The 18,761-nt window shown below is 73.0% G+C and carries 13 protein-coding genes and 2 pseudogenes; 14 read left to right on the plus strand and 1 reads right to left on the minus strand.

The features are described from left to right. The first annotated feature begins 29 nt into the window (after positions 1–29). The 7 genes from QMZ92_RS17895 (at position 30) to QMZ92_RS17925 (ending at position 8,564) form a co-directional block, all read left to right on the plus strand. The gene (locus QMZ92_RS17895) at positions 30–1,184 is read left to right on the plus strand and encodes a uroporphyrinogen-III synthase (RefSeq protein ID WP_283298384.1); all 1,155 of its coding nucleotides are present in this window, start codon (positions 30–32) and stop codon (positions 1,182–1,184) included. Positions 1,185–1,442: 258 nt separating this feature from the next. Then, the gene (locus QMZ92_RS17900; protein WP_283298385.1) at positions 1,443–2,036 is read left to right on the plus strand and encodes a CGNR zinc finger domain-containing protein; all 594 of its coding nucleotides are present in this window, start codon (positions 1,443–1,445) and stop codon (positions 2,034–2,036) included. Between the two features lie 184 nt (positions 2,037–2,220). After that, positions 2,221–2,808, plus strand: coding sequence for a sigma-70 family RNA polymerase sigma factor (locus tag QMZ92_RS17905; protein ID WP_026165301.1), 588 nt, complete (start codon positions 2,221–2,223; stop codon positions 2,806–2,808). Next, positions 2,805–3,656: an anti-sigma factor family protein gene (locus tag QMZ92_RS17910; RefSeq protein WP_283298386.1), complete on the plus strand. Its 852-nt coding sequence runs from the start codon at positions 2,805–2,807 to the stop codon at positions 3,654–3,656. The genes QMZ92_RS17905 and QMZ92_RS17910 overlap by 4 nt, the downstream gene beginning before the upstream one ends. A 102-nt stretch (positions 3,657–3,758) precedes the next feature. Then, complete coding sequence (locus tag QMZ92_RS17915) at positions 3,759–6,044, plus strand: HelD family protein (protein WP_283298387.1); 2,286 nt, start codon at positions 3,759–3,761, stop codon at positions 6,042–6,044. A gap of 450 nt (positions 6,045–6,494) precedes the next feature. Then, positions 6,495–7,928, plus strand: a complete 1,434-nt coding sequence (locus tag QMZ92_RS17920; protein WP_283298388.1) for an NAD-dependent malic enzyme — start codon at positions 6,495–6,497, stop codon at positions 7,926–7,928. A gap of 354 nt (positions 7,929–8,282) precedes the next feature. Beyond that, positions 8,283–8,564: an HU family DNA-binding protein gene (locus tag QMZ92_RS17925; RefSeq protein ID WP_017947975.1), complete on the plus strand. Its 282-nt coding sequence runs from the start codon at positions 8,283–8,285 to the stop codon at positions 8,562–8,564. A 411-nt stretch (positions 8,565–8,975) separates the two neighbouring features. Here the strand turns inward: QMZ92_RS17925 and murA are convergent, their stop codons facing one another. Then, the gene (gene murA, locus QMZ92_RS17930; RefSeq protein WP_283298389.1) at positions 8,976–10,316 is read right to left on the minus strand and encodes a UDP-N-acetylglucosamine 1-carboxyvinyltransferase; all 1,341 of its coding nucleotides are present in this window, start codon (positions 10,314–10,316) and stop codon (positions 8,976–8,978) included. Between the two features lie 289 nt (positions 10,317–10,605). Between murA and QMZ92_RS17935 the strand changes: the two genes are divergently transcribed. The 7 genes and pseudogenes from QMZ92_RS17935 (at position 10,606) to QMZ92_RS17965 (ending at position 18,747) form a co-directional block, all read left to right on the plus strand. Continuing rightward, positions 10,606–11,166, plus strand: coding sequence for a YqgE/AlgH family protein (locus QMZ92_RS17935; RefSeq protein WP_283298390.1), 561 nt, complete (start codon positions 10,606–10,608; stop codon positions 11,164–11,166). A 30-nt stretch (positions 11,167–11,196) separates the two neighbouring features. After that, the gene (locus QMZ92_RS17940) at positions 11,197–11,484 is read left to right on the plus strand and encodes a DUF3039 domain-containing protein (protein ID WP_138054965.1); all 288 of its coding nucleotides are present in this window, start codon (positions 11,197–11,199) and stop codon (positions 11,482–11,484) included. Between the two features lie 325 nt (positions 11,485–11,809). Next, positions 11,810–12,400 (plus strand): annotated as a pseudogene (locus QMZ92_RS17945) (extracellular solute-binding protein); the annotation flags it as partial. A 449-nt stretch (positions 12,401–12,849) separates the two neighbouring features. Next, positions 12,850–13,366, plus strand: a pseudogene (locus QMZ92_RS36405) (family 20 glycosylhydrolase); the annotation flags it as partial. A gap of 286 nt (positions 13,367–13,652) precedes the next feature. Beyond that, positions 13,653–14,531, plus strand: a complete 879-nt coding sequence (locus tag QMZ92_RS17955; protein ID WP_283298391.1) for an FAD binding domain-containing protein — start codon at positions 13,653–13,655, stop codon at positions 14,529–14,531. Next, on the plus strand, positions 14,528–16,447 hold the full coding sequence (locus QMZ92_RS17960; RefSeq protein ID WP_283298392.1) for a 2Fe-2S iron-sulfur cluster-binding protein: 1,920 nt from the start codon (positions 14,528–14,530) through the stop codon (positions 16,445–16,447). Before QMZ92_RS17955 ends, QMZ92_RS17960 begins: the two co-directional genes overlap by 4 nt. Continuing rightward, a complete protein-coding gene (locus QMZ92_RS17965) occupies positions 16,444–18,747 on the plus strand; it encodes a xanthine dehydrogenase family protein molybdopterin-binding subunit (RefSeq protein ID WP_283298393.1) in 2,304 nt (767 codons plus the stop codon). The genes QMZ92_RS17960 and QMZ92_RS17965 overlap by 4 nt, the downstream gene beginning before the upstream one ends. Positions 18,748–18,761 lie beyond the last annotated feature (14 nt).

Consider the following 18,761-nt stretch of genomic DNA (forward strand, 5'->3'; position numbering starts at 1 on the left):
GTCACGCGTCCTTGCCAGGCTCGGCCGGCATGTACCACGAACAGCACGCCGCTGCCGCGGTCGCCCCGCTCTCGGGCTTCACGGTCGGGGTCACGGCGGCCAGGCGCGCGGACGAACTGGGCGCGTTGCTGCAGCGCCGCGGGGCGACGGTGCTCCGCGCACCCGCCCTGCGGATCGTGCCGCTCGCGGACGACGGCGAGTTGCTCGCCGCCACCAAGGAGCTCATCGACAACGCCCCGGACGTGGTGGTCGCCACCACGGCGATCGGGTTCCGGGGCTGGGTGGAGGCCGCCGACGGCTGGGGCCATGGCGAGGAACTGCTCGCCTGCCTGCGCGGCGTCGAGCTCCTCGCCCGCGGCCCGAAGGTGAAGGGCGCGATCCGGGCGGCCGGGCTGACGGAGGCGTGGTCGCCCACGTCCGAGTCGATGGCCGAGGTGCTCGACCGGCTTCTGGATGAGGGCGTCGCGGACCGCCGGGTGGCGCTGCAGCTGCACGGTGAACCGCTTCCCGGGTTCGTGGAGGCGCTGCGGGCAGGGGGCGCCGAGGTCGTCGTCGTCCCCGTCTACCGGTGGATGCCCCCGGAGGACCTCGCTCCGCTGGACCGGCTGCTCGACGCGACGGTGGGGCGGTCCCTGGACGCCGTGACGTTCACCAGCGCCCCGGCCGCGGCGTCGTTGTTCTCCCGTGCCGAGGACCGCGGAGTGCTGCCGGAGCTGCTCGACGCGCTCGCCCACGACGTGCTGCCGGCCTGCGTGGGACCGGTCACGGCCCTTCCGCTCCAGGCGCGCGGGCTGGACACGGTCCAGCCCGACCGCTTCCGGCTGGGCCCGCTCGTCCAGCTGCTCTGCCTCGAACTGCCCTCGCGGGCGAGGACCTTGCCGGTGGCCGGCCGCCAGGTCGAGATCCGAGGCCATGCCGTCCTCGTCGACGGCGACGTACGGCCGGTGCCTCCGGCGGGGATGTCGCTGCTCAACGCCCTGGCCCGCCGCCCCGGCTGGGTCGTCTCCCGCGCGGACCTGCTGCGTGCCCTGCCCGGCGCCGGCCGTGACGAGCACGCCGTGGAGACGGCCATGGCCCGCCTCCGCACGGCCCTCGGCGTCCCCAACCTCATCCAGACCGTAGTGAAGCGCGGCTACCGGCTGGCACTCGACCCGGCGGTCGACACCAAGTACGCGGACACCTGACGGGGTTGCGGGGCGCGAGGGCGGCCCCCGCGCGCGGGGGCGGGCGTGCCGGCCCGGGCGCCCGGGCCGGCACGTCGCGGCGGGTGGTCCCCCGCGGCCACGCCGCCGCCGGCGGGCCGTGCGCGGGGACACCCGCCGAAGGGGCCCCGTCGTCCCGCGTGGGATCGGGGCACGTCCGTGGCACGTGGGACCCGCCCGACGCCCGGGGTTCGTCCCCGGGGGGTTCCCGGGGCGCGCTCGCACGGGCACCCTGAATTCATGGGCATCGGCTCGTACGACGGGCGGTTCGACTCCGGGCGCGTCTGCCTGGATCTCGTGGCGGCGGGGCCGGAGGACCCCGGGGGGCTCGGGCGGTGGCTCATGGCGGCCGGACTGCTGCCGCCGGGTACTCCCCTGGGCGCGGTGACCGCGCGGTGGGTGCCCCCGTTCCGTGAACTGCGCGCCTGTGTGGAGGGCTTGGTGGACGCCCAGATCGACCACCGTCCGGGCGCACCCGCTCCCGGGCGCCACGGTGGTCCGGACGGCGCCCTCGTACGGCTCAACGCGTTCGCCTCCGCCTCCGCCCCGCCCGCCGTCACGGCCGTGCGCGACGACGAGGGCGAGCTCGTCCGGGCTCCGCTCGCCCGCCCCGAATGCGCCGCGCTGCTCGCCGCCGTCGCCCGCGACGCGGTGGACCTGCTCACCGATCCCGAGGCCCGCGCCGGGCTCCGCCGCTGCGAGGGCGACGGCTGCCGCCGTGTGTATCTCGACACATCCCGGGGCCGGCGCCGTCGTTGGTGTTCCAGCGAGGTGTGCGGCAATCGGGAGCGCGTGGCGCGGCACCGGCGTCGCGCGGCGCTCTCCAGGGCCTGACAGGCGATCATTTCGCGGTGCTATGACCGGTATCACCGGCCGGATCGGCGAGTCACCGGTCGGCATCCCAAAAGATCTTGAAAGTTTTTCCCGGTCGCGTTGAGTCGATCGGCGCGCCCCTCCGTAGTGATGGACGACAGACAAGCAGTCAGACATCAGACAGGGTCTCGACCGGGAGGTTCAGGTGCGCAAGGATGCCGCCGTGGCCGATGACCGTTCAGGCAGGGCCCGGCATCGCGCCGACTCGTCGCGCACCAGCACATCCGTCCCTGACGAGGAGCTGATGCGCGTGCTTTATCAGGAGCACGCCGGACCTCTCCTCGCCTATGTGCTCCGCCTCGTGGCCGGCGACCGCCAGCGTGCCGAGGACGTGGTACAGGAGACGCTCATCCGTGCCTGGAAGAACGCCGGTCAGCTCAATCGGGCCACCGGCTCTGTCCGACCCTGGCTGGTGACGGTCGCACGGCGTATCGTCATCGACGGTCACCGCAGCCGGCAGGCCCGGCCGCAGGAGGTCGATCCGTCGCCGCTGGAGGTCATGCCCGCGGAGGACGAGATCGACAAGGCGTTGTGGCTGATGACGCTATCCGATGCGCTCGATGATTTGACCCCTGCTCACAGGGAAGTACTCGTCGAGACGTATTTCAAAGGGCGTACGGTCAATGAGGCGGCCGAGAAACTCGGCATACCCAGCGGGACCGTGCGGTCCCGTGTGTTCTACGCACTGCGTTCCATGAAGCTCGCTCTGGAGGAGAGGGGGGTCACGGCATGAACAGGCAGGACCAGTTCGGACAGTTCGGACAGTCCGAAGAGGGGTCGGTCCACGAGACGGCAGGGGCGTACGTCCTCGGCATCCTCGACGACGCGGAAGCCACCGCGTTCGAGGCGCACCTGGCCGGCTGTGACATCTGTGCCGCCCACCTCGAGGAGTTCGCGGGCATGGAGCCGATGCTGGCGATACTCGCCGAGGCCCCGGTGCAGCCGGCCGTGCCCCAGCAACCCACCGTGCTGCCCTTCGACAGCAGGATCATGCAGCCGCCGTCCCGGCCCGCCGTCACGGTTCCGACGGCGCCGAGTCCGCAGCTGCTGGACCGGCTCGTGGACGAGGTCGCGGTGAAGCGCTCCCGGAAGCGCCGTCGCAGCATGTACATGATTGCGGCTTCGGCCGTGCTGATCCTCGGCGGTCCCGCCGTCGCGGTGGTCGTCACCCAGGACGACGCCACGGCGGGCAACGTCGCGGCACCGCACCCGACCAGCCCCGCGGAGAGCGAGTTCTTCGACGGCATGGCGGAGAAGGTCGAGGCGACGGACGCGGTCACCAAGGTCACCGCCACCGTCGGCCTGGAGGAGAAGGGCTGGGGCACCCACGCGGTCCTGGAGCTCAAGAACGTCAAGGGCCCCCAGAAGTGCAGTCTCGTCGCCGTCTCCAAGAGCGGTGAGGAGGAGGTCGTGACCTCCTGGTCCGTCCCCGAGCGCGGGTACGGCATCGCCGACAGTACGAACAAGGAGGCCAAGAAGCCCCTGTACATCCACGGCGGCGCCGCCATGGACCGCAACCAGATCGATCACTTCGAGGTCCGCACCTTCGACGGGAAGCGCCTGGTGGAGGTCGGCGCCTGAACCACGGACACCCGGAGCACGACAGCGGACCTTCCGCCTGACATAACGGCCCCCTTCGCGTACGGTTGACGGCTGCCCAGTGCACGTCAGAAGGGGGCCACGGTGGCCGCGCAGGAAGCCGCTGTCGACTCGGTCCGGGACCGCGAGATCCTTGTCGAACAGGACCATCTGGACCAGGTGTACCGCCGCCTCGAGGAGAAGATCCACGAGGCGGAGTTCCTGATGGACGACGCCGCCAAACGCGGCCAGGTCGGCACGCCCGGCGCGCTCGCCGAGCGGGACGCCCAGGTGTTCCGGGCCGGGATCCACCTCAACCGGCTCAACAGCGAGTTCGAGGACTTCCTCTTCGGCCGGATCGACCTGCTGCGCGGCAAGGACGGCAAGAAGGGGCCCGACGGGGCGTACACCTCCGTCGAGCCGGCCGAGGACGCCGTGCGGACGGACGGGACGGGGCAGTACGCCGACATCGCCGAGACGCTGCACATCGGCCGGATCGGCGTGCTCGACGCCGACTACGCGCCCCTGGTCATCGACTGGCGCGCCCCGGCCGCGGCGCCCTTCTACCGCTCCACCCCCGTCGACCCCGGCCGTGTCGTGCGCCGCCGCGTCATCCGCTCCAAGGGCCGCCGCGTCCTGGGCGTCGAGGACGACCTGATGCGCCCCGAGCTGACCGCACGCCTCGGCGGTCAGGAACTGCCGGTGATCGGCGACGGCGCCCTGATGGCCGCGCTCGGCCAGGCCCGCACCCACACCATGCGGGACATCGTGTCCTCCATCCAGGCCGAGCAGGACCTGGTGATCAGGGCACCCGCCGCCTCGGTCACGGAGGTCTCCGGCGGCCCGGGCACCGGAAAGACGGCCGTCGCGCTCCACCGGGCCGCGTACCTGCTCTACCAGGACCGTCGCCGGTACGCGGGCGGCATCCTGGTCGTCTCCCCGACCCCGCTGCTCGTCGCCTACACCGAGGGCGTGCTGCCCTCGCTGGGCGAGGAGGGGCAGGTCGCGATCCGCGCGGTGGGCTCCCTGGTGGACGGGGCCGAGGCCGTCACGTACGACGATCCGGCCGTCGCCCGAGTCAAGGGCTCGCTGCGGATGCTGAAGGTGCTGCGCAAGGCGGCCCGCGGAGCCCTGGAGCTCGGCGAGACCCCTGGCCGGCTGCGGGTGGTGGCCTTCGGCCGCCGGCTGGAGCTGGAGTCCGACGAGCTCCAGCGCATCCGCCACAACGTCCTGGGCGGCACCGCGCCGGTCAACCTGCTGCGGCCGCGCGCCCGGAGACTGCTCCTGGACGCCCTCTACGCGAAGTCGGGCGCGGCCGGCCGGCACACCGACCCCGAGCTGGCCGCCGAGCTGCGCTCCTCCTTCGACGACGACGTCAGCTCGGAGGACTCGTTCGTCGACTTCCTCGACGCCTGGTGGCCCGAGCTGACGCCGTTCGGGGTGCTCGCGGCGATGGCCGACGAGCGCCGGCTCGGCCGCTGGTCACGACGGGTCCTCAACCCCGGCGAGGTGCGAAGACTCGCCCGCAGCCTCAGACGCGACGGCCTGTCCGCGCACGACGTCGCGGCCCTCGACGAACTGCAGGCGATCCTCGGCACCCCGGTCCGCCCGAAGAAGAAGCGCGAGGCCGATCCGCTGGACCAGCTCACCGGGCTGGAGGAGTTGATGCCGCAGCGCGAGGAGTCCCAGCGCGAGCGGGCCGAGCGGCTGGCGGCGGAGCGCACCGAGTACGCCCACGTCATCGTCGACGAGGCGCAGGACCTCACGCCCATGCAGTGGCGGATGATCGGCCGCCGCGGCCGGCACGCCACCTGGACGATCGTGGGCGACCCCGCCCAGTCGTCGTGGTCGGACCCGGACGAGGCCGCCGAGGCCCGCGACGACGCCCTCGGTACCCGGCCGCGCCGGCGGTTCGAACTCACCGTGAACTACCGCAACCCGTCCGAGGTCGCCGAGCTCGCCGCCCGGGTGCTGACGCTGGCCATGCCGGGAATGGCGGCGCCCCGCGCCGTCCGCTCGACGGGCCTGCGACCCCGGTTCGCGGTGGCGCGCGACGACCTGGAGCGGACCGTCCGTCTGGAGACCCAGCGCCTGCTGGACGAGGTGGACGGCACCGTCGGTGTCGTGGTCGCGATGGACCGGCGCGCGGAGGCCGCCCGCTGGCTCGACGGCCTCGGCGACCGTGCGGTCGCCCTCGGTTCGCTCGAGGCGAAGGGCCTGGAGTACGACGCGACGGTGGTCGTCTCGCCTGCGGAGATCGCCGACGAGTCGCCGGCCGGCCTGCGGGTGCTGTACGTGGCGCTGACCCGCGCCACCCAGCAACTCACCGTGGTCTCGGGCCGGCGCGACGAGCCGGACGCGGACGGGGTCCCGGACCTGCTGAGGGACTGAGGGCCCGCCCGGACCTGCCGGGGCACGTCCCGGTCCCGTTGACGGACTGCGGGCCGGACGGGGCGGGCGGGCGGCCGAACGGGGTCAACTCGCGGAGCGGGGAATCACCTTCTGGGACTCTTTGTTAGCCTGTGTGTGGCACCGGCCCGATCCAAGCCCCCGGGCCCAACCTTCGTCCCTCAGAGGGACCACTTGCCGCGAGGCGAGCATGGCGGGTCGGTGTCACCAGAGCGTCGGGAAGAGGTCCGCGTCACCACGGTGACGCGGACCTCTTCCGTTTCTCCGCTCTTCTGCTTCTCCGCGACTTCTCGTATGGTGGAAAAAGTTTTCCAAAACTAAAACGACCAGTATTACCTGCTACTGGCAGGTAGGTGCGACCATCGGATGGCCCCGCCCGGTCACCACCGGGCGGTGCGGCAACGAAGCTAGGGAAAGCAGAGGAACTCGGCCATGTCAACGGCGCCCAGCGTCTCGTACTCGATGACGGTCCGGCTGGAGGTGCCCGCGAGCGGAACCGCAGTCTCGCAGCTCACCACCGCCGTGGAGTCCTCCGGCGGTTCGGTCAGCGGTCTCGACGTCACCGCGTCCGGCCACGAGAAGCTCCGGATCGACGTCACCATCGCGGCGACCTCCACGACGCACGCGGACGAGATCGTCGAGAAGCTGAACGGGATCGAGGGCGTCACCCTCGGCAAGGTGTCCGACCGGACCTTCCTCATGCACCTCGGCGGCAAGATCGAGATGCAGTCCAAGCACCCCATCCGCAACCGTGACGACCTCTCCATGGTCTACACCCCGGGCGTGGCCCGCGTGTGCATGGCCATCGCCGAGAATCCCGAGGACGCCCGCCGCCTCACCATCAAGCGCAACTCCGTCGCCGTCGTGACGGACGGCTCCGCCGTGCTCGGTCTCGGCAACATCGGCCCGAAGGCCGCCCTGCCCGTCATGGAGGGCAAGGCGGCCCTCTTCAAGCGGTTCGCCGGCATCGACGCCTGGCCGATCTGTCTGGACACCCAGGACACCGACGCCATCGTCGAGATCGTCAAGGCCATCGCCCCGGGCTTCGCCGGCATCAACCTGGAGGACATCTCGGCGCCCCGCTGCTTCGAGATCGAGGCACGGCTGCGCGAGGCCCTCGACATCCCGGTCTTCCACGACGACCAGCACGGCACCGCGATCGTCGTGCTCGCCGCCCTCACCAACGCACTGCGCGTGGTGGGCAAGGCGGTTGGGGACGTCCGGGTCGTGATGTCCGGCGCCGGCGCGGCCGGTACGGCCATCCTGAAGCTGCTCATCGCGGCGGGTGTCAAGCACGCCGTCGTCGCCGACATCCACGGCGTCGTGCACGCCGGCCGCGAGGACCTCGTGGACGCCGCACCCGGGTCGGCGCTGCGCTGGATCGGCGACAACACCAACCCCGACGGCGTCACCGGCACGCTCAGGGAAGCGGTGCGCGGCGCCGACGTGTTCATCGGCGTCTCCGCCCCGAACGTGCTGGGTGCGGAGGACGTCGCGGGGATGGCGGACGACGCGATCGTGTTCGCGCTCGCGAACCCCGACCCCGAGGTGGACCCGGCAATCGCCCGGCAGACCGCGGCAGTTGTGGCCACCGGCCGCAGCGACTTCCCGAACCAGATCAACAACGTGCTGGTGTTCCCGGGTGTCTTCCGCGGCCTCCTGGACGCGCAGTCGCGCACCGTCAACACGGAGATGATGCTCGCCGCGGCAACGGCGCTGGCGGACGTCGTCACCGAGGACGAGCTCAACCCGAACTACATCATCCCGTCCGTCTTCAACGACAAGGTCGCGGGTGCCGTCGCCGGGGCCGTCCGGGACGCCGCGAGGGCGGCGGGCGCGGCTGTGACGGGCCCCACCCCGTACTGAGTCCGGCGCGTCGCGAGTCGCGGGCCCGGAAAACCGCCCTTAGGGTGGCGGACCATGGGCCCGCTACGGGCCGCACGACTTCGGAGGATCCGTCCTCCGGAGGCTCTTTCGGACCGTTTCGGCTCCGTGGAGTCCGCAGGGAGTCGACGGAACGTCACCGGAACGAGCCAGTGGCGCTTTTCGTGTGACTCCGGAGGGTGCCGGATTGGCTTTCCCGCCGCTGGTGGGGGCAGGATGCTCAATTGGGCGCGAGGGTCTGACAGCAGACCCGGGTCCGGGGAACTGTCCGAGGGCCCTGGCAGCATCGGCTTCGATCTCACGCCTCACAGGCAAGAAGAACACGGGAGTAAGAACATGAACCGCAGTGAGCTGGTGGCCGCGCTGGCCGACCGTGCCGAGGTGACCCGCAAGGACGCCGACGCTGTGCTGGCCGCCTTCGCCGAGGTCGTCGGCGAGATCGTCGCCAAGGGCGACGAGAAGGTCACCATCCCCGGTTTCCTGACCTTCGAGCGCACCCACCGTGCCGCTCGCACCGCTCGTAACCCGCAGACCGGCGACCCGATCCAGATCCCGGCCGGCTACAGCGTGAAGGTCTCCGCGGGCTCCAAGCTCAAGGAAGCCGCGAAGGGCAAGTAAGCCTCAGAGCGCGAGGGCGGCCACTTCCCGTCGGGGGGTGGCCGCCCTCGTGCTGTGTCGGGGGTCCGTACCGCCTCGGGGCGGCATTGGAGGCGTGTGTGGCCCACCGAGAGGCGGCGGGCAGGGCGCACGGGCCCCGCGGGCGGCCCCGCCGAGCCGACGCGCACGGCCTTCGGTGCGGGTGAGGGCCGTGGCGCCGGTGCGCGGCGCCCGGCCGTGGGCGCTCGGTGCGGCCCGCCGGGGGTGGTGCCTGCGGCCGTGTGACGGGGGCACCGGTGCGCGGTGGTGTGCGGAGGCAGGCACCACGGTCGCGCAGGGACGGGGCGCCCGCCTCCGTCGCGTACGGGAACGCGACGAGCGCCGGTCCGGGCCGCTGGGCGGCCGGACCGGCGCTCGGAGAAGCGGGTGGGTTCAGACGACCGCGCCGCGCGGCAGATCGACCTTCGCGCCGAGCTCGACGAGCTTCTCCATGAAGTTCTCGTAGCCGCGGTTGATCAGGTCGATGCCGTGCACCCGGGACGTCCCCTGCGCCGCCAGCGCCGCGATCAGGTACGAGAAACCGCCGCGCAGGTCGGGGATCACCAGATCCGAGCCCTGGAGCTTCGTCGGGCCGGAGACCACCGCCGAGTGCAGGAAGTTGCGCTGGCCGAAGCGGCAGTCGGAGCCGCCCAGGCACTCCCGGTACAGCTGGATGTGCGCACCCATCTGGTTGAGCGCCGAGGTGAAGCCGAGCCGCGACTCGTACACCGTCTCGTGCACGATCGACAGGCCCGCCGCCTGCGTGAGCGCCACCACCAGGGGCTGCTGCCAGTCCGTCTGGAAGCCGGGGTGCACGTCGGTCTCCAGGGCGATCGCGTTGAGGGAGCCGCCCGGGTGCCAGAAGCGGATGCCCTCGTCGTCGATCTCGAAGGCGCCGCCGACCTTCCGGTAGGTGTTGAGGAAGGTCATCATCGAGCGCTGCTGCGCGCCGCGCACGTAGATGTTGCCCTCGGTCGCCAGCGCCGCCGAGGCCCAGGACGCCGCCTCCAGCCGGTCCGGGAGCGCCCGGTGGGTGTAGCCGCCGAGGCGGTCCACACCGGTGATCCGGATGGTCCGGTCGGTGTCCATCGAAATGATCGCGCCCATTTTCTGCAGGACGCAGATCAGGTCCTCGATCTCCGGCTCCACCGCCGCGTTCGACAGCTCCGTGACGCCCTCCGCCAGCACCGCGGTCAGCAGCACCTGCTCGGTGGAGCCGACCGACGGGTACGGCAGGCGGATCTTGCATCCGCGAAGTCGCTGCGGAGCCTCCAGGTACTGCCCGTCCGCCCGCTTCTCGATCTTCGCGCCGAACTGCCGCAGCACGTCGAAGTGGAAGTCGATCGGCCGGCCGCCGATGTCGCAGCCGCCCAGGCCCGGGATGAAGGCGTGCCCGAGCCGGTGCAGCAGCGGGCCGCAGAACAGGATCGGGATGCGGGAGGAACCGGCGTGGGCATCGATGTCCGCGACGTTCGCACTCTCGACGTGCGTCGGGTCGAGCACCAGTTCGCCGGGCTCGTCCCCGGGCCGCACCGTCACGCCGTGCAGCTGCAGCAGACCGCGCACCACCCGCACGTCGCGGATGTCGGGCACGTTGCGCAGCCGACTCGGCTCGCTGCCGAGCAGCGCGGCGACCATAGCCTTCGGCACCAGGTTCTTGGCGCCGCGGACGCGGATCTCGCCCTCCAGCGGGGCTCCGCCGTGGACAAGCAGTACATCGTCTGTGCCGGTCATGAATCTCGCGTTCCGGAGGGTCCTCCCAGTGGAGCCGGGGGAGGAGTTCGGGCAGGGGCCAGAGAAAAGGTTAAGGCCCTCCTACCCCTGTCCCGTAAGGCTGAGGGCACATCACAGGTGTAATGAATCCGGCACAATACGTTCCGTTTCGGTACGCCTCCGGAGGGTTACCATCCGCTTTGCTTCGGCGGACGCGCCCTCCCGCTGCCGCGGTGCGCCCTGAGCTGCGTCGGTCCGGACCGGGACGCCTGCTCCCCGCGGAGGGCGAAGATGCGGGATCATGTCTCCCATGACCGAGGTGTCCTCCCTCACAGGGCGGCTGCTCGTCGCCACTCCGGCCCTCGCGGACCCGAACTTCGACCGCGCGGTGGTGCTCCTGCTCGACCACGACGAGGAGGGATCCCTCGGCGTGGTCCTCAACCGGCCCACTCCCGTCGGCGTCGGCGACATCCTGGAGCCCTGGGCGGGTCTGGCCGGTGAGCCCGGCGTGGTCTTCCAGGGCGGTCCCGTCTCCCTCGACTCGGCGCTCGGTCTCGCCGTCATCCCCGGTGACGAGGGACCGCTCGGCTGGCGCAGGGTCCACGGGGCGATCGGCCTCGTCGATCTGGAGGCCCCGCCGGAGCTGCTCGCCGCATCGCTGGGTTCGCTGCGGATCTTCGCGGGTTACGCGGGCTGGGGTCCGGGCCAGCTGGAGGACGAGCTGAGCGAGGGTGCCTGGTACGTCGTGGAGTCCGAGCCTGGTGACGTCTCCTCCCCGCGGCCGGAGTCGCTGTGGCGGTCCGTGCTTCGACGGCAGCGCAACGAGCTCGCGATGGTGGCCACCTATCCGGACGACCCGTCGCTGAACTGAATCCGCGCGGCTTGAGTACCCTTGGCACCTATGAGCACTCTCGAGCCCGAGCGCGGGGCAGGTACGGGCACCCTCGTGGAGCCGACACCCCAGGTGTCGCACGGCGACGGCGACCACGAGCGCTTCGCCCATTACGTCCAGAAGGACAAGATCATGGCGAGTGCCCTCGACGGCACTCCCGTGGTGGCACTGTGCGGCAAGGTCTGGGTGCCGGGGCGCGACCCCAAGAAGTACCCGGTGTGCCCGATGTGCAAGGAGATCTACGAGTCCATGGGCTCCGGTGGGGACAAGGACAAGGGCGGCAAGGACAAGAAGTAGCCGGACGGCCGGTTCGCCGGCCTCCGGACCTCCTTCCGGCTCGGGGGCGGCCCCCGGGGCGCACCGCGCTGGTGCGTCCCGGGGGCCGTTCGTGTCGTCCGGCTCCCGTGCGGCGTCTCCCCGGCCCCGCCCGTCGGCGTGCCGCTGCGCGCTGCGCTTCCGCCGGTCACGGAGTGGTTGAGACCTCTTGCCGCCCCCCTGGGGCAGCCCTGATCTCCTGCGTGTTGTGCACCGCGAGACGACTCCTGCGTATGTTGCAACGTCCCGCCGGATGGGCCCCGCCGTGAAGCTTCCCGTCCGAATGGCCGCCCCCGTCACCGCCCTTGCCCTGTACGACCGCACCGACGTCTTCACGGACCTCGGCGTCCGGCCGCCCAGGACCCGGGCCGAGCTCGTTCCCGTCGGGAGAAAGGTCCCAAGGCGCGGCCCGAGTTGTCCGGACTCGCCGTCGGCGGCGCGTACACCTACGGCGCCATGCCGTTTCATCTGGGCGAACGGCGGTGAGCCGGCGAGCGCGAGCGGCGGCACGTACGAGGCGGCCGTCAACAGTCCGCAGGCGCGCGAGGGCATCGAGGCGTACACCTCGCCTTTCGGGGACGACAGCTGCCCGGCCGTCAAGTGCGCGTCGATGGGCGGCAGCGCGACCGTCACCGCGTTCACCTCCGGCAAGGAGGCGATGGCGACCGGCGGCGACTTCAGCCACGAGGCCGTCGAGGCGGGTGGGGTGAAGGGCAGGTGCGCGGTCGTCCCGCTGCCCGGTGTCACCGATGGCTCGATCGCCCCGGTCTTCACGGGCGGCAACAACATCGGCGTACTGAAGAGCAGTTCGCACCGCACGCTCGCGGTGGACCTCATGAGGTCGCCGGCCGGCGAGGAGGCCCAGGGCGAGTTCTCGTTCATCTCGACGTGGAACGACTTCCTCTTCGCGAAGTCCTGCATCGTCGGCGACAAGAGGCGGACCCCGGCACCGAGCGGGTCGCGCGGTGGCTGTGTGCGACCTCGGCGCGGCCACCGGCCACCCGTTCCCGCCGCACGCGGACAGCGGGAAGCGTGTCCTGCTGCGCATCGTTCCCCCGCTCGCCGAAGAACCCGGCAGCCCGGAGGCGTACCGCTCCACGGCCGACGGTCTCGGGGTCGCCATCCACGGAGCGAGCGAGGCGGGGGTCTTCTGGGGGCCCAGACGTTCCGTCAACTGCTCGGCCCGGACGCCTTCCGCCGTGCTCCGGTGGCCGGGAGGCGGGAGTGGGGGTGCCCGCCGTCACCATCCACGACGCCCGCGCTTCCGCCGGCGCGGTCTCATGCTCGACGTGGCCCGGCACTTCCGCCCCAAGGACGACGTCCCGCGGATGCTGGACGACGGGACGGGGGCTCACCCGGGGCGCCGCGGTGTCCTCCTGGCGCGGCTACGCGGCGGGATCGCCGCCGCACGCGCGGGCCACGACGTGGTCGTGTGCCCCGAGCAGCAGGTGTATCTCGACCACCGGCATGCCGCCGGGGAGGACGAGCCGATGCCCGTCGGGTACGCGCTCACCCTGGAGGACGTCTTCCGCTTCGAGCCCGTTCCACCGGAGCTCGCCGGGACGCCCGGGGCCGCTCGGGTCCTCGGCGCCCAGGCCGACGTCTGGACCGAGGTGATGCAGGTCCGTTCGCGCGTCGACCACCAGGTCTTCCCGCGCCTCGCGGCCTTCGCGGAGGTAGCCTGGTCCGAACTGCCCGCCCCTCCGACCGGGACTTCGCGGACTTCGAGCGGCGCATGTCCGTCCACTGCGCCCGGCTCGACGCACCCGGCGTCGACTACCGGCCGCCCGGGAGCCCGTTGCCGTGGCAGAGGCGACCGGGCGTGCTCGGACGCCCGATCGAGGGGGCGCCCCCAAACGTGTGAGCCCTGCCCCAACGGGGTGTTCCGGATGCGGCTCCCTGGGACCGTGGAGGCTCACGGGGAAAAGTCGTACGAGGAATGCCTTGGGCCGGCAATCCGTTTGTGACGGCAACGGCGTAGCAATTCGGGCATTTCCCTTTTTGGGGGAGATCCGGGGCAGATGCGTCCTTCGTGGACCCCCGCGCCGGACCGCCCGGAAGATGTGCCAGAGTTGCCACGTCCGGGCTGTGAGCACGTACGGTACGGCAACACAGGCGGACAGCCGGGACACCGGGAAGGGGCAGCTGGGTTGACCACGCACGCACCGCAGGCGGCGCAGTCCGTGACGCTGCCGGCCTCGCTCGACGAGGCCGTGGCGGCGCTCGCCGCCATGCCCGCCGCCGTGCCGGTCGCAGGAGGCACGGACCTGATGGCTGCCGTCAACAAGGGTCGGCTCAGGCCCGCGGGCCTCGTCGGGCTCGGCCGCATCAACGAGATCCGCGGCTGGCAGTACCAGGACGGCCACGCCCTGCTCGGCGCCGGACTCACCCACTCCCGGATGGGCCGGCCCGACTTCGCCGCGCTCATCCCGGCGCTCGCCGCCTCCGCCCGGGCCGCCGGGCCCCCGCAGATCCGCAACGCGGGCACCCTCGGCGGCAACATCGTCACCGCCGCTCCCACCGGCGACGCGCTGCCGGTGCTGGCCGCCCTGGAGGCCGACCTGGTCATCGCGGGACCGGGCGGGGTGACCCGCGAGGTCCCCGTCTCCCATCTGCTGGCCGGCCGCGAAATGCTGGGTCCCGCCGAGCTGATCGGCTTCGTGCGGGTTCCGCTCCTGCACGCCCCGCAGGTGTTCCTCAAGGCCACCGGGCGCACCGGCCCCGGCCGGGCCACGGCGTCCGTCGCCGTCGTCCTCGACCCGGCGCGGCGCGGGGTGCGCTGCGCGGTCGGCGCGATCGCTCCGATGCCGCTGCGCCCGCTGGAGGCGGAGCGCTGGATCGCCTCGCTGATCGACTGGGACGGCGAGCGCGGGCTCGCCCCCGAGGCGCTTGCCGCGTTCGGTGAGTACGTGGCGGCCGCCTGCATCCCGGACCAGGAAGGCGACGAGCAACTGCCGCCCGCGGTCCTGCATCTGCGGCGCGTGGTCGCCGCGCTGGCCCGACGAGCGCTGGGGAGGGCACTGTCGTGAGCTCCGAGGAGAACGAGTCCCGGGACGCCGCCCCGCCCGGTGGCGGCTGGCGGCCGATCCCGCAGGGCGGCGAGTACGACGCCGAGGCCACGGCCTTCGTCCAGTTGCCGCCCGAGGACATGCTCGACGCACCGCTCGCCGCCCCAGGCCACGGTTATGTGCCCCCGCAGATCCCGCCCGCGTCCGCGGGCGGCTGGACCGTTCCGGAGGAGGCGTCGGACGGTGAGGCGCCGCACCACTGGACGGCGCCGGAGGCGGGGCGGTCCCGGAACTCCTACGATCCGTACGCCGGGCAGCAGCCGTACGACGGACCCGGTCCGCGGGGCGGACAGGACCCCCGGGGCGGCCGCGAACCGCACGACGCGTACGGCCGGCAGGACGCCACGGACGGCCGGGACGCGTACGGCGCGCAGGACCCGCACGGCGCCCCCCGGGCGTACGGCGCACAGGGTCCGTACGGCGAGGACGAGTCGCACGCCGGGCACGAGGCGCCCCCCGGGCACGAGGCGCCCCCCGGCCGCGGTCCGCAGGGCGGTGGGGACCCCCGTGGCGCGCAGGATGCCCACGACCCGCACGCCACGGGTCAGTGGACGTTCCCGGAAGCGGAGCAGCCGTCGTCCGGCCCCGCCGCGGCACCCGCCACGGGAGACCTGACCGGCCAGTGGACCATCCCGGTCGCCCAGGGGGACATCCCGGAGGAATCGGGCGAGTTCACGACGTCCGCCCTGGCCGCCCAGTGGGGCGGCCGCACCCCGCCGGCCACCCTTCCGGGCGGCGCGCCCGCCCCGTGGGCCACCACGCCCGACGGCGGCACCCCGGCGGAGGGCACCCCCGTCGGCGGTACACCCGCCTCCGGCACACCGGTGCCCGGAGCCGGCCACCCCGCCACCCTCCCCGGCGGCGCGCCCGCCCCCTGGGCGACCGAGGCGTACCCCGCCCGCGAGGAGCCGGCAGGCCCCGCCGCCGAACCCCACGCCGGGCAGCCCTCCGACGAGCGGCACGGCCGGCGGGACGACGAGACGCACCCGGGCGCCGGGGGTGACGCCTCCGATGCCGTGGCCGACCCGGAGCGGAGCGCGGGGGACGCCGCGGGCCCCACCGAAGCCGTCCGCTCCGAAGCCGTCCGCTCCGAAGCCGTCCGCTCCGAAGCCGGCCGGGCCGAAGGCTCCCAGGACCACGGAACCCCGGAGTCCGACACGGCCCCGCAGGGCCCGCCCGGATCGCCCGCGGCCGGGGGCACCGCCGACCCGGACGCCTCCGCCGCCGAGGAGGACCTCGAGGCCGCCACCGCGACGACGGCGAACGACGAGCACCCGCACACCTCGTACCTCCTGCGCGTGAACGGCGCCGACCGGCCCGTCACCGACGCGTGGATCGGCGAGTCCCTGCTCTACGTGCTGCGCGAGCGCCTCGGCCTCGCGGGCGCCAAGGACGGCTGCTCGCAGGGCGAGTGCGGCGCCTGCAACGTCCAGGTCGACGGCCGGCTCGTGGCCTCCTGCCTGGTGCCCGCGGCGACCGCGGCCGGTTCCGAGGTCCGCACGGTCGAGGGCCTGGCCACAGACGGGGAGCCCTCCGACGTCCAGCGGGCCCTCGCCGCCTGCGGAGCCGTCCAGTGCGGCTTCTGCATCCCAGGCATGGCCATGACCGTGCACGACCTGCTGGAGGGCAACCACGCCCCCACGGAACTCGAAACCCGCCAGGCTCTCTCCGGAAACCTCTGCCGTTGCTCCGGCTACCGGGGCGTCCTCGACGCCGTACGCGAGGTGGCCGCCGGACGCGAGGCGAGTGCCACAGCGGCCGCCGAAGCCGGCGACGAGGCCCGCGAGGGGACCCAGGACGGGGCCCGCATCCCGCACCAGGCGCCCCCGGGCGCCGGTAGTGTGCAGCCCCACCCGCACGACGGAGGCATGGTGTGAGCAACGACGCGGCGATCGCGGCCCCGGCGGTCGACGGCCCCGAGCAGGAGCCGCCCGCTCACGGCCTCGGTGCCTCCCTCCCGCAGGCCGACGCCCGCGCCAAGACCGAGGGCACCTTCCCGTACGCCGCGGACCTGTGGGCCGAGGGACTGCTCTGGGCGGCGATCCTGCGCTCGCCGCACCCCCACGCCCGGATCACCGCCATCGACACCTCCGCCGCCGCCGGGATGCCCGGTGTGCGGGCCGTCGTCACCCACGCCGACGTGCCCGGCGACGCCGCCTACGGACGCGGGGTCGCCGACCGGCCCGTCTTCGCCTCCGACGTCGTCCGCCACCACGGGGAGGCCATCGCCGCGGTAGCCGCGGACCACCCCGACACGGCCCGGCTCGCCGCCGCGGCGATCGCCGTCGAGTACGAGGTACTCGAACCGGTCACCGACCCCGAGAAGGCCTTCGCCGCCGAACCGCTGCATCCCGACGGCAACCTCATCCGCCACATCCCGCTGAGCTACGGCGACCCGGACGTCAACGGAGAGGTCGTCGTCGAGGGGCTCTACCGCATCGGCCGCCAGGACCCCGCCCCCATCGGGGCCGAGGCCGGCCTCGCCGTGCCGCGCCCCGACGGCGGCGTCGAGCTCTACACCGCCTCCACCGACCCGCACACCGACCGCGACCTCGCGGCCGCCTGCTTCGGTCTGGACAAGGAGCGGGTGAAGGTCGTCGTCACCGGCGTGCCCGGCGCGACCGGTGACCGGGAGGATCCGGGCTTCCAGATCCCGCTCGGGCTGCTCGCCCTGCGCACCGGCTGCCCGGTCAAACTCGCCGCCACCCGCGAGGAGTCCTTCCTCGGCCACGCCCACCGCCACCCCGCACTGCTGCGCTACCGCCACCACGCCGACGCCGACGGCAGGCTGCTGAAGGTCGAGGCGCAGATCCTGCTGGACGCGGGCGCGTACGCCGAGGCCTCCTCCGAGTCCCTCGCCGCCGCCGTCGCCTTCGCCTGCGGGCCGTACGTCGTGCCGCACGCCTTCATCGAGGGCTGGGCCGTCCGCACCAACAACCCGCCCTCCGGCCATGTGCGCGGAGAAGGCGCGCTGCAGGTCTGCGCCGCGTACGAGGCCCAGATGGACAAGCTGGCCGCGAAACTGGGCCAGGACCCGGCCGAGGTCCGGCTCCGCAACGTGCTCGCCACCGGCGACATCCTGCCCACCGGCCAGACCGTCACCTGTCCCGCGCCGGTCGCCGAACTGCTGCAGGCCGTCCGCGACTTCCCGCTCCCGCCGCTGCCCAAGGACACCCCCGAGGAGGCCTGGCTGCTGCCCGGCGGACCCGAGGGCGCGGGCGAACCCGGCGCGGTGCGGCGCGGCGTCGGCTACGCGCTCGGCATGGTCCACATGCTCGGCGCGGAAGGCACCGACGAGGTGTCCACGGCCACGGTGAAGGTCCAGGACGGCTCGGCCACGGTCATCTGCGCGGCCGTCGAGACCGGGCAGGGCTTCTCCACCCTCGCCCGTCAGATCGTGCAGGAGACGCTCGGCATCGAGGAGGTGCACGTCGCCTCCGTCGACACCGACCAGCCCCCGGCGGGGCCGGCCGCCCACGGGCGGCACACCTGGGTCTCCGGCGGCGCGGTCGAGCGCGCCGCCAAGATGGTCCGTACGCAGCTGTTGCAGCCGCTGGCCCACAAGTTCGGCATGTCCACCGAGCTGCTGCAGATCACCGACGGCAAGATCACCTCGTACGACGGCGTCCTGTCCACGACGGTCACCGAGGCCATGGACGGCAAGGAGCTCTGGGCCACCGCCCAGTGCCGCCCGCATCCCACCGAACCTCTCGACGACCACGGCCAGGGCGACGCGTTCGTCGGTCTCGCCTTCTGCGCGATCCGCGCGGTCGTCGACGTCGACGTCGAACTCGGGTCGGTGCGCGTCGTGGAGATGGCCGTCGCCCAGGACGTGGGCCGCATCCTCAACCCGGCCCAGCTCGCCACCCGGATCGAGGCGGGCGTCACCCAGGGCATCGGTGCCGCGCTCACCGAGAACCTCCGCACCGCCCGCGGCCTGGTCCGCCACCCCGACCTCACGGGGTACGCCCTGCCGACGACCCTCGACGCCCCCGACGTCCGCATCGTCAAACTCGTCGAGGAACGCGACGTGGTGGCCCCCTTCGGCGCGAAGGCGGCCAGTGCAGTCCCGGTCGTCACCTCACCGGCCGCCGTCGCCTCCGCCGTCCGCGCGGCCACGGGCCGCCCGGTCAACCGGCTCCCGATCCGGCCGCAGGCGGCGGTGGCCACGCCGTAGCGGACCGGATCTTC

The sequence above is a fragment of the Streptomyces sp. HNM0645 genome (assembly GCF_030056615.1).
GTDB lineage: Bacteria > Actinomycetota > Actinomycetes > Streptomycetales > Streptomycetaceae > Streptomyces > Streptomyces marianii.

What these genes read in the sequence shown, in the direction of transcription:
- murA (WP_283298389.1), bottom strand. Translation starts at nt 10,316, where the DNA reads ATGACCGGCACAGACGATGTACTGCTTGTCCACGGCGGAGCCCCGCTG.
- QMZ92_RS17900 (WP_283298385.1), top strand. Translation starts at nt 1,443, where the DNA reads ATGGGCATCGGCTCGTACGACGGGCGGTTCGACTCCGGGCGCGTCTGC.
- QMZ92_RS17925 (WP_017947975.1), top strand. Translation starts at nt 8,283, where the DNA reads ATGAACCGCAGTGAGCTGGTGGCCGCGCTGGCCGACCGTGCCGAGGTG.
- QMZ92_RS17935 (WP_283298390.1), top strand. Translation starts at nt 10,606, where the DNA reads ATGACCGAGGTGTCCTCCCTCACAGGGCGGCTGCTCGTCGCCACTCCG.
- QMZ92_RS17895 (WP_283298384.1), top strand. Translation starts at nt 30, where the DNA reads ATGTACCACGAACAGCACGCCGCTGCCGCGGTCGCCCCGCTCTCGGGC.
- QMZ92_RS17920 (WP_283298388.1), top strand. Translation starts at nt 6,495, where the DNA reads ATGTCAACGGCGCCCAGCGTCTCGTACTCGATGACGGTCCGGCTGGAG.
- QMZ92_RS17940 (WP_138054965.1), top strand. Translation starts at nt 11,197, where the DNA reads ATGAGCACTCTCGAGCCCGAGCGCGGGGCAGGTACGGGCACCCTCGTG.
- QMZ92_RS17910 (WP_283298386.1), top strand. Translation starts at nt 2,805, where the DNA reads ATGAACAGGCAGGACCAGTTCGGACAGTTCGGACAGTCCGAAGAGGGG.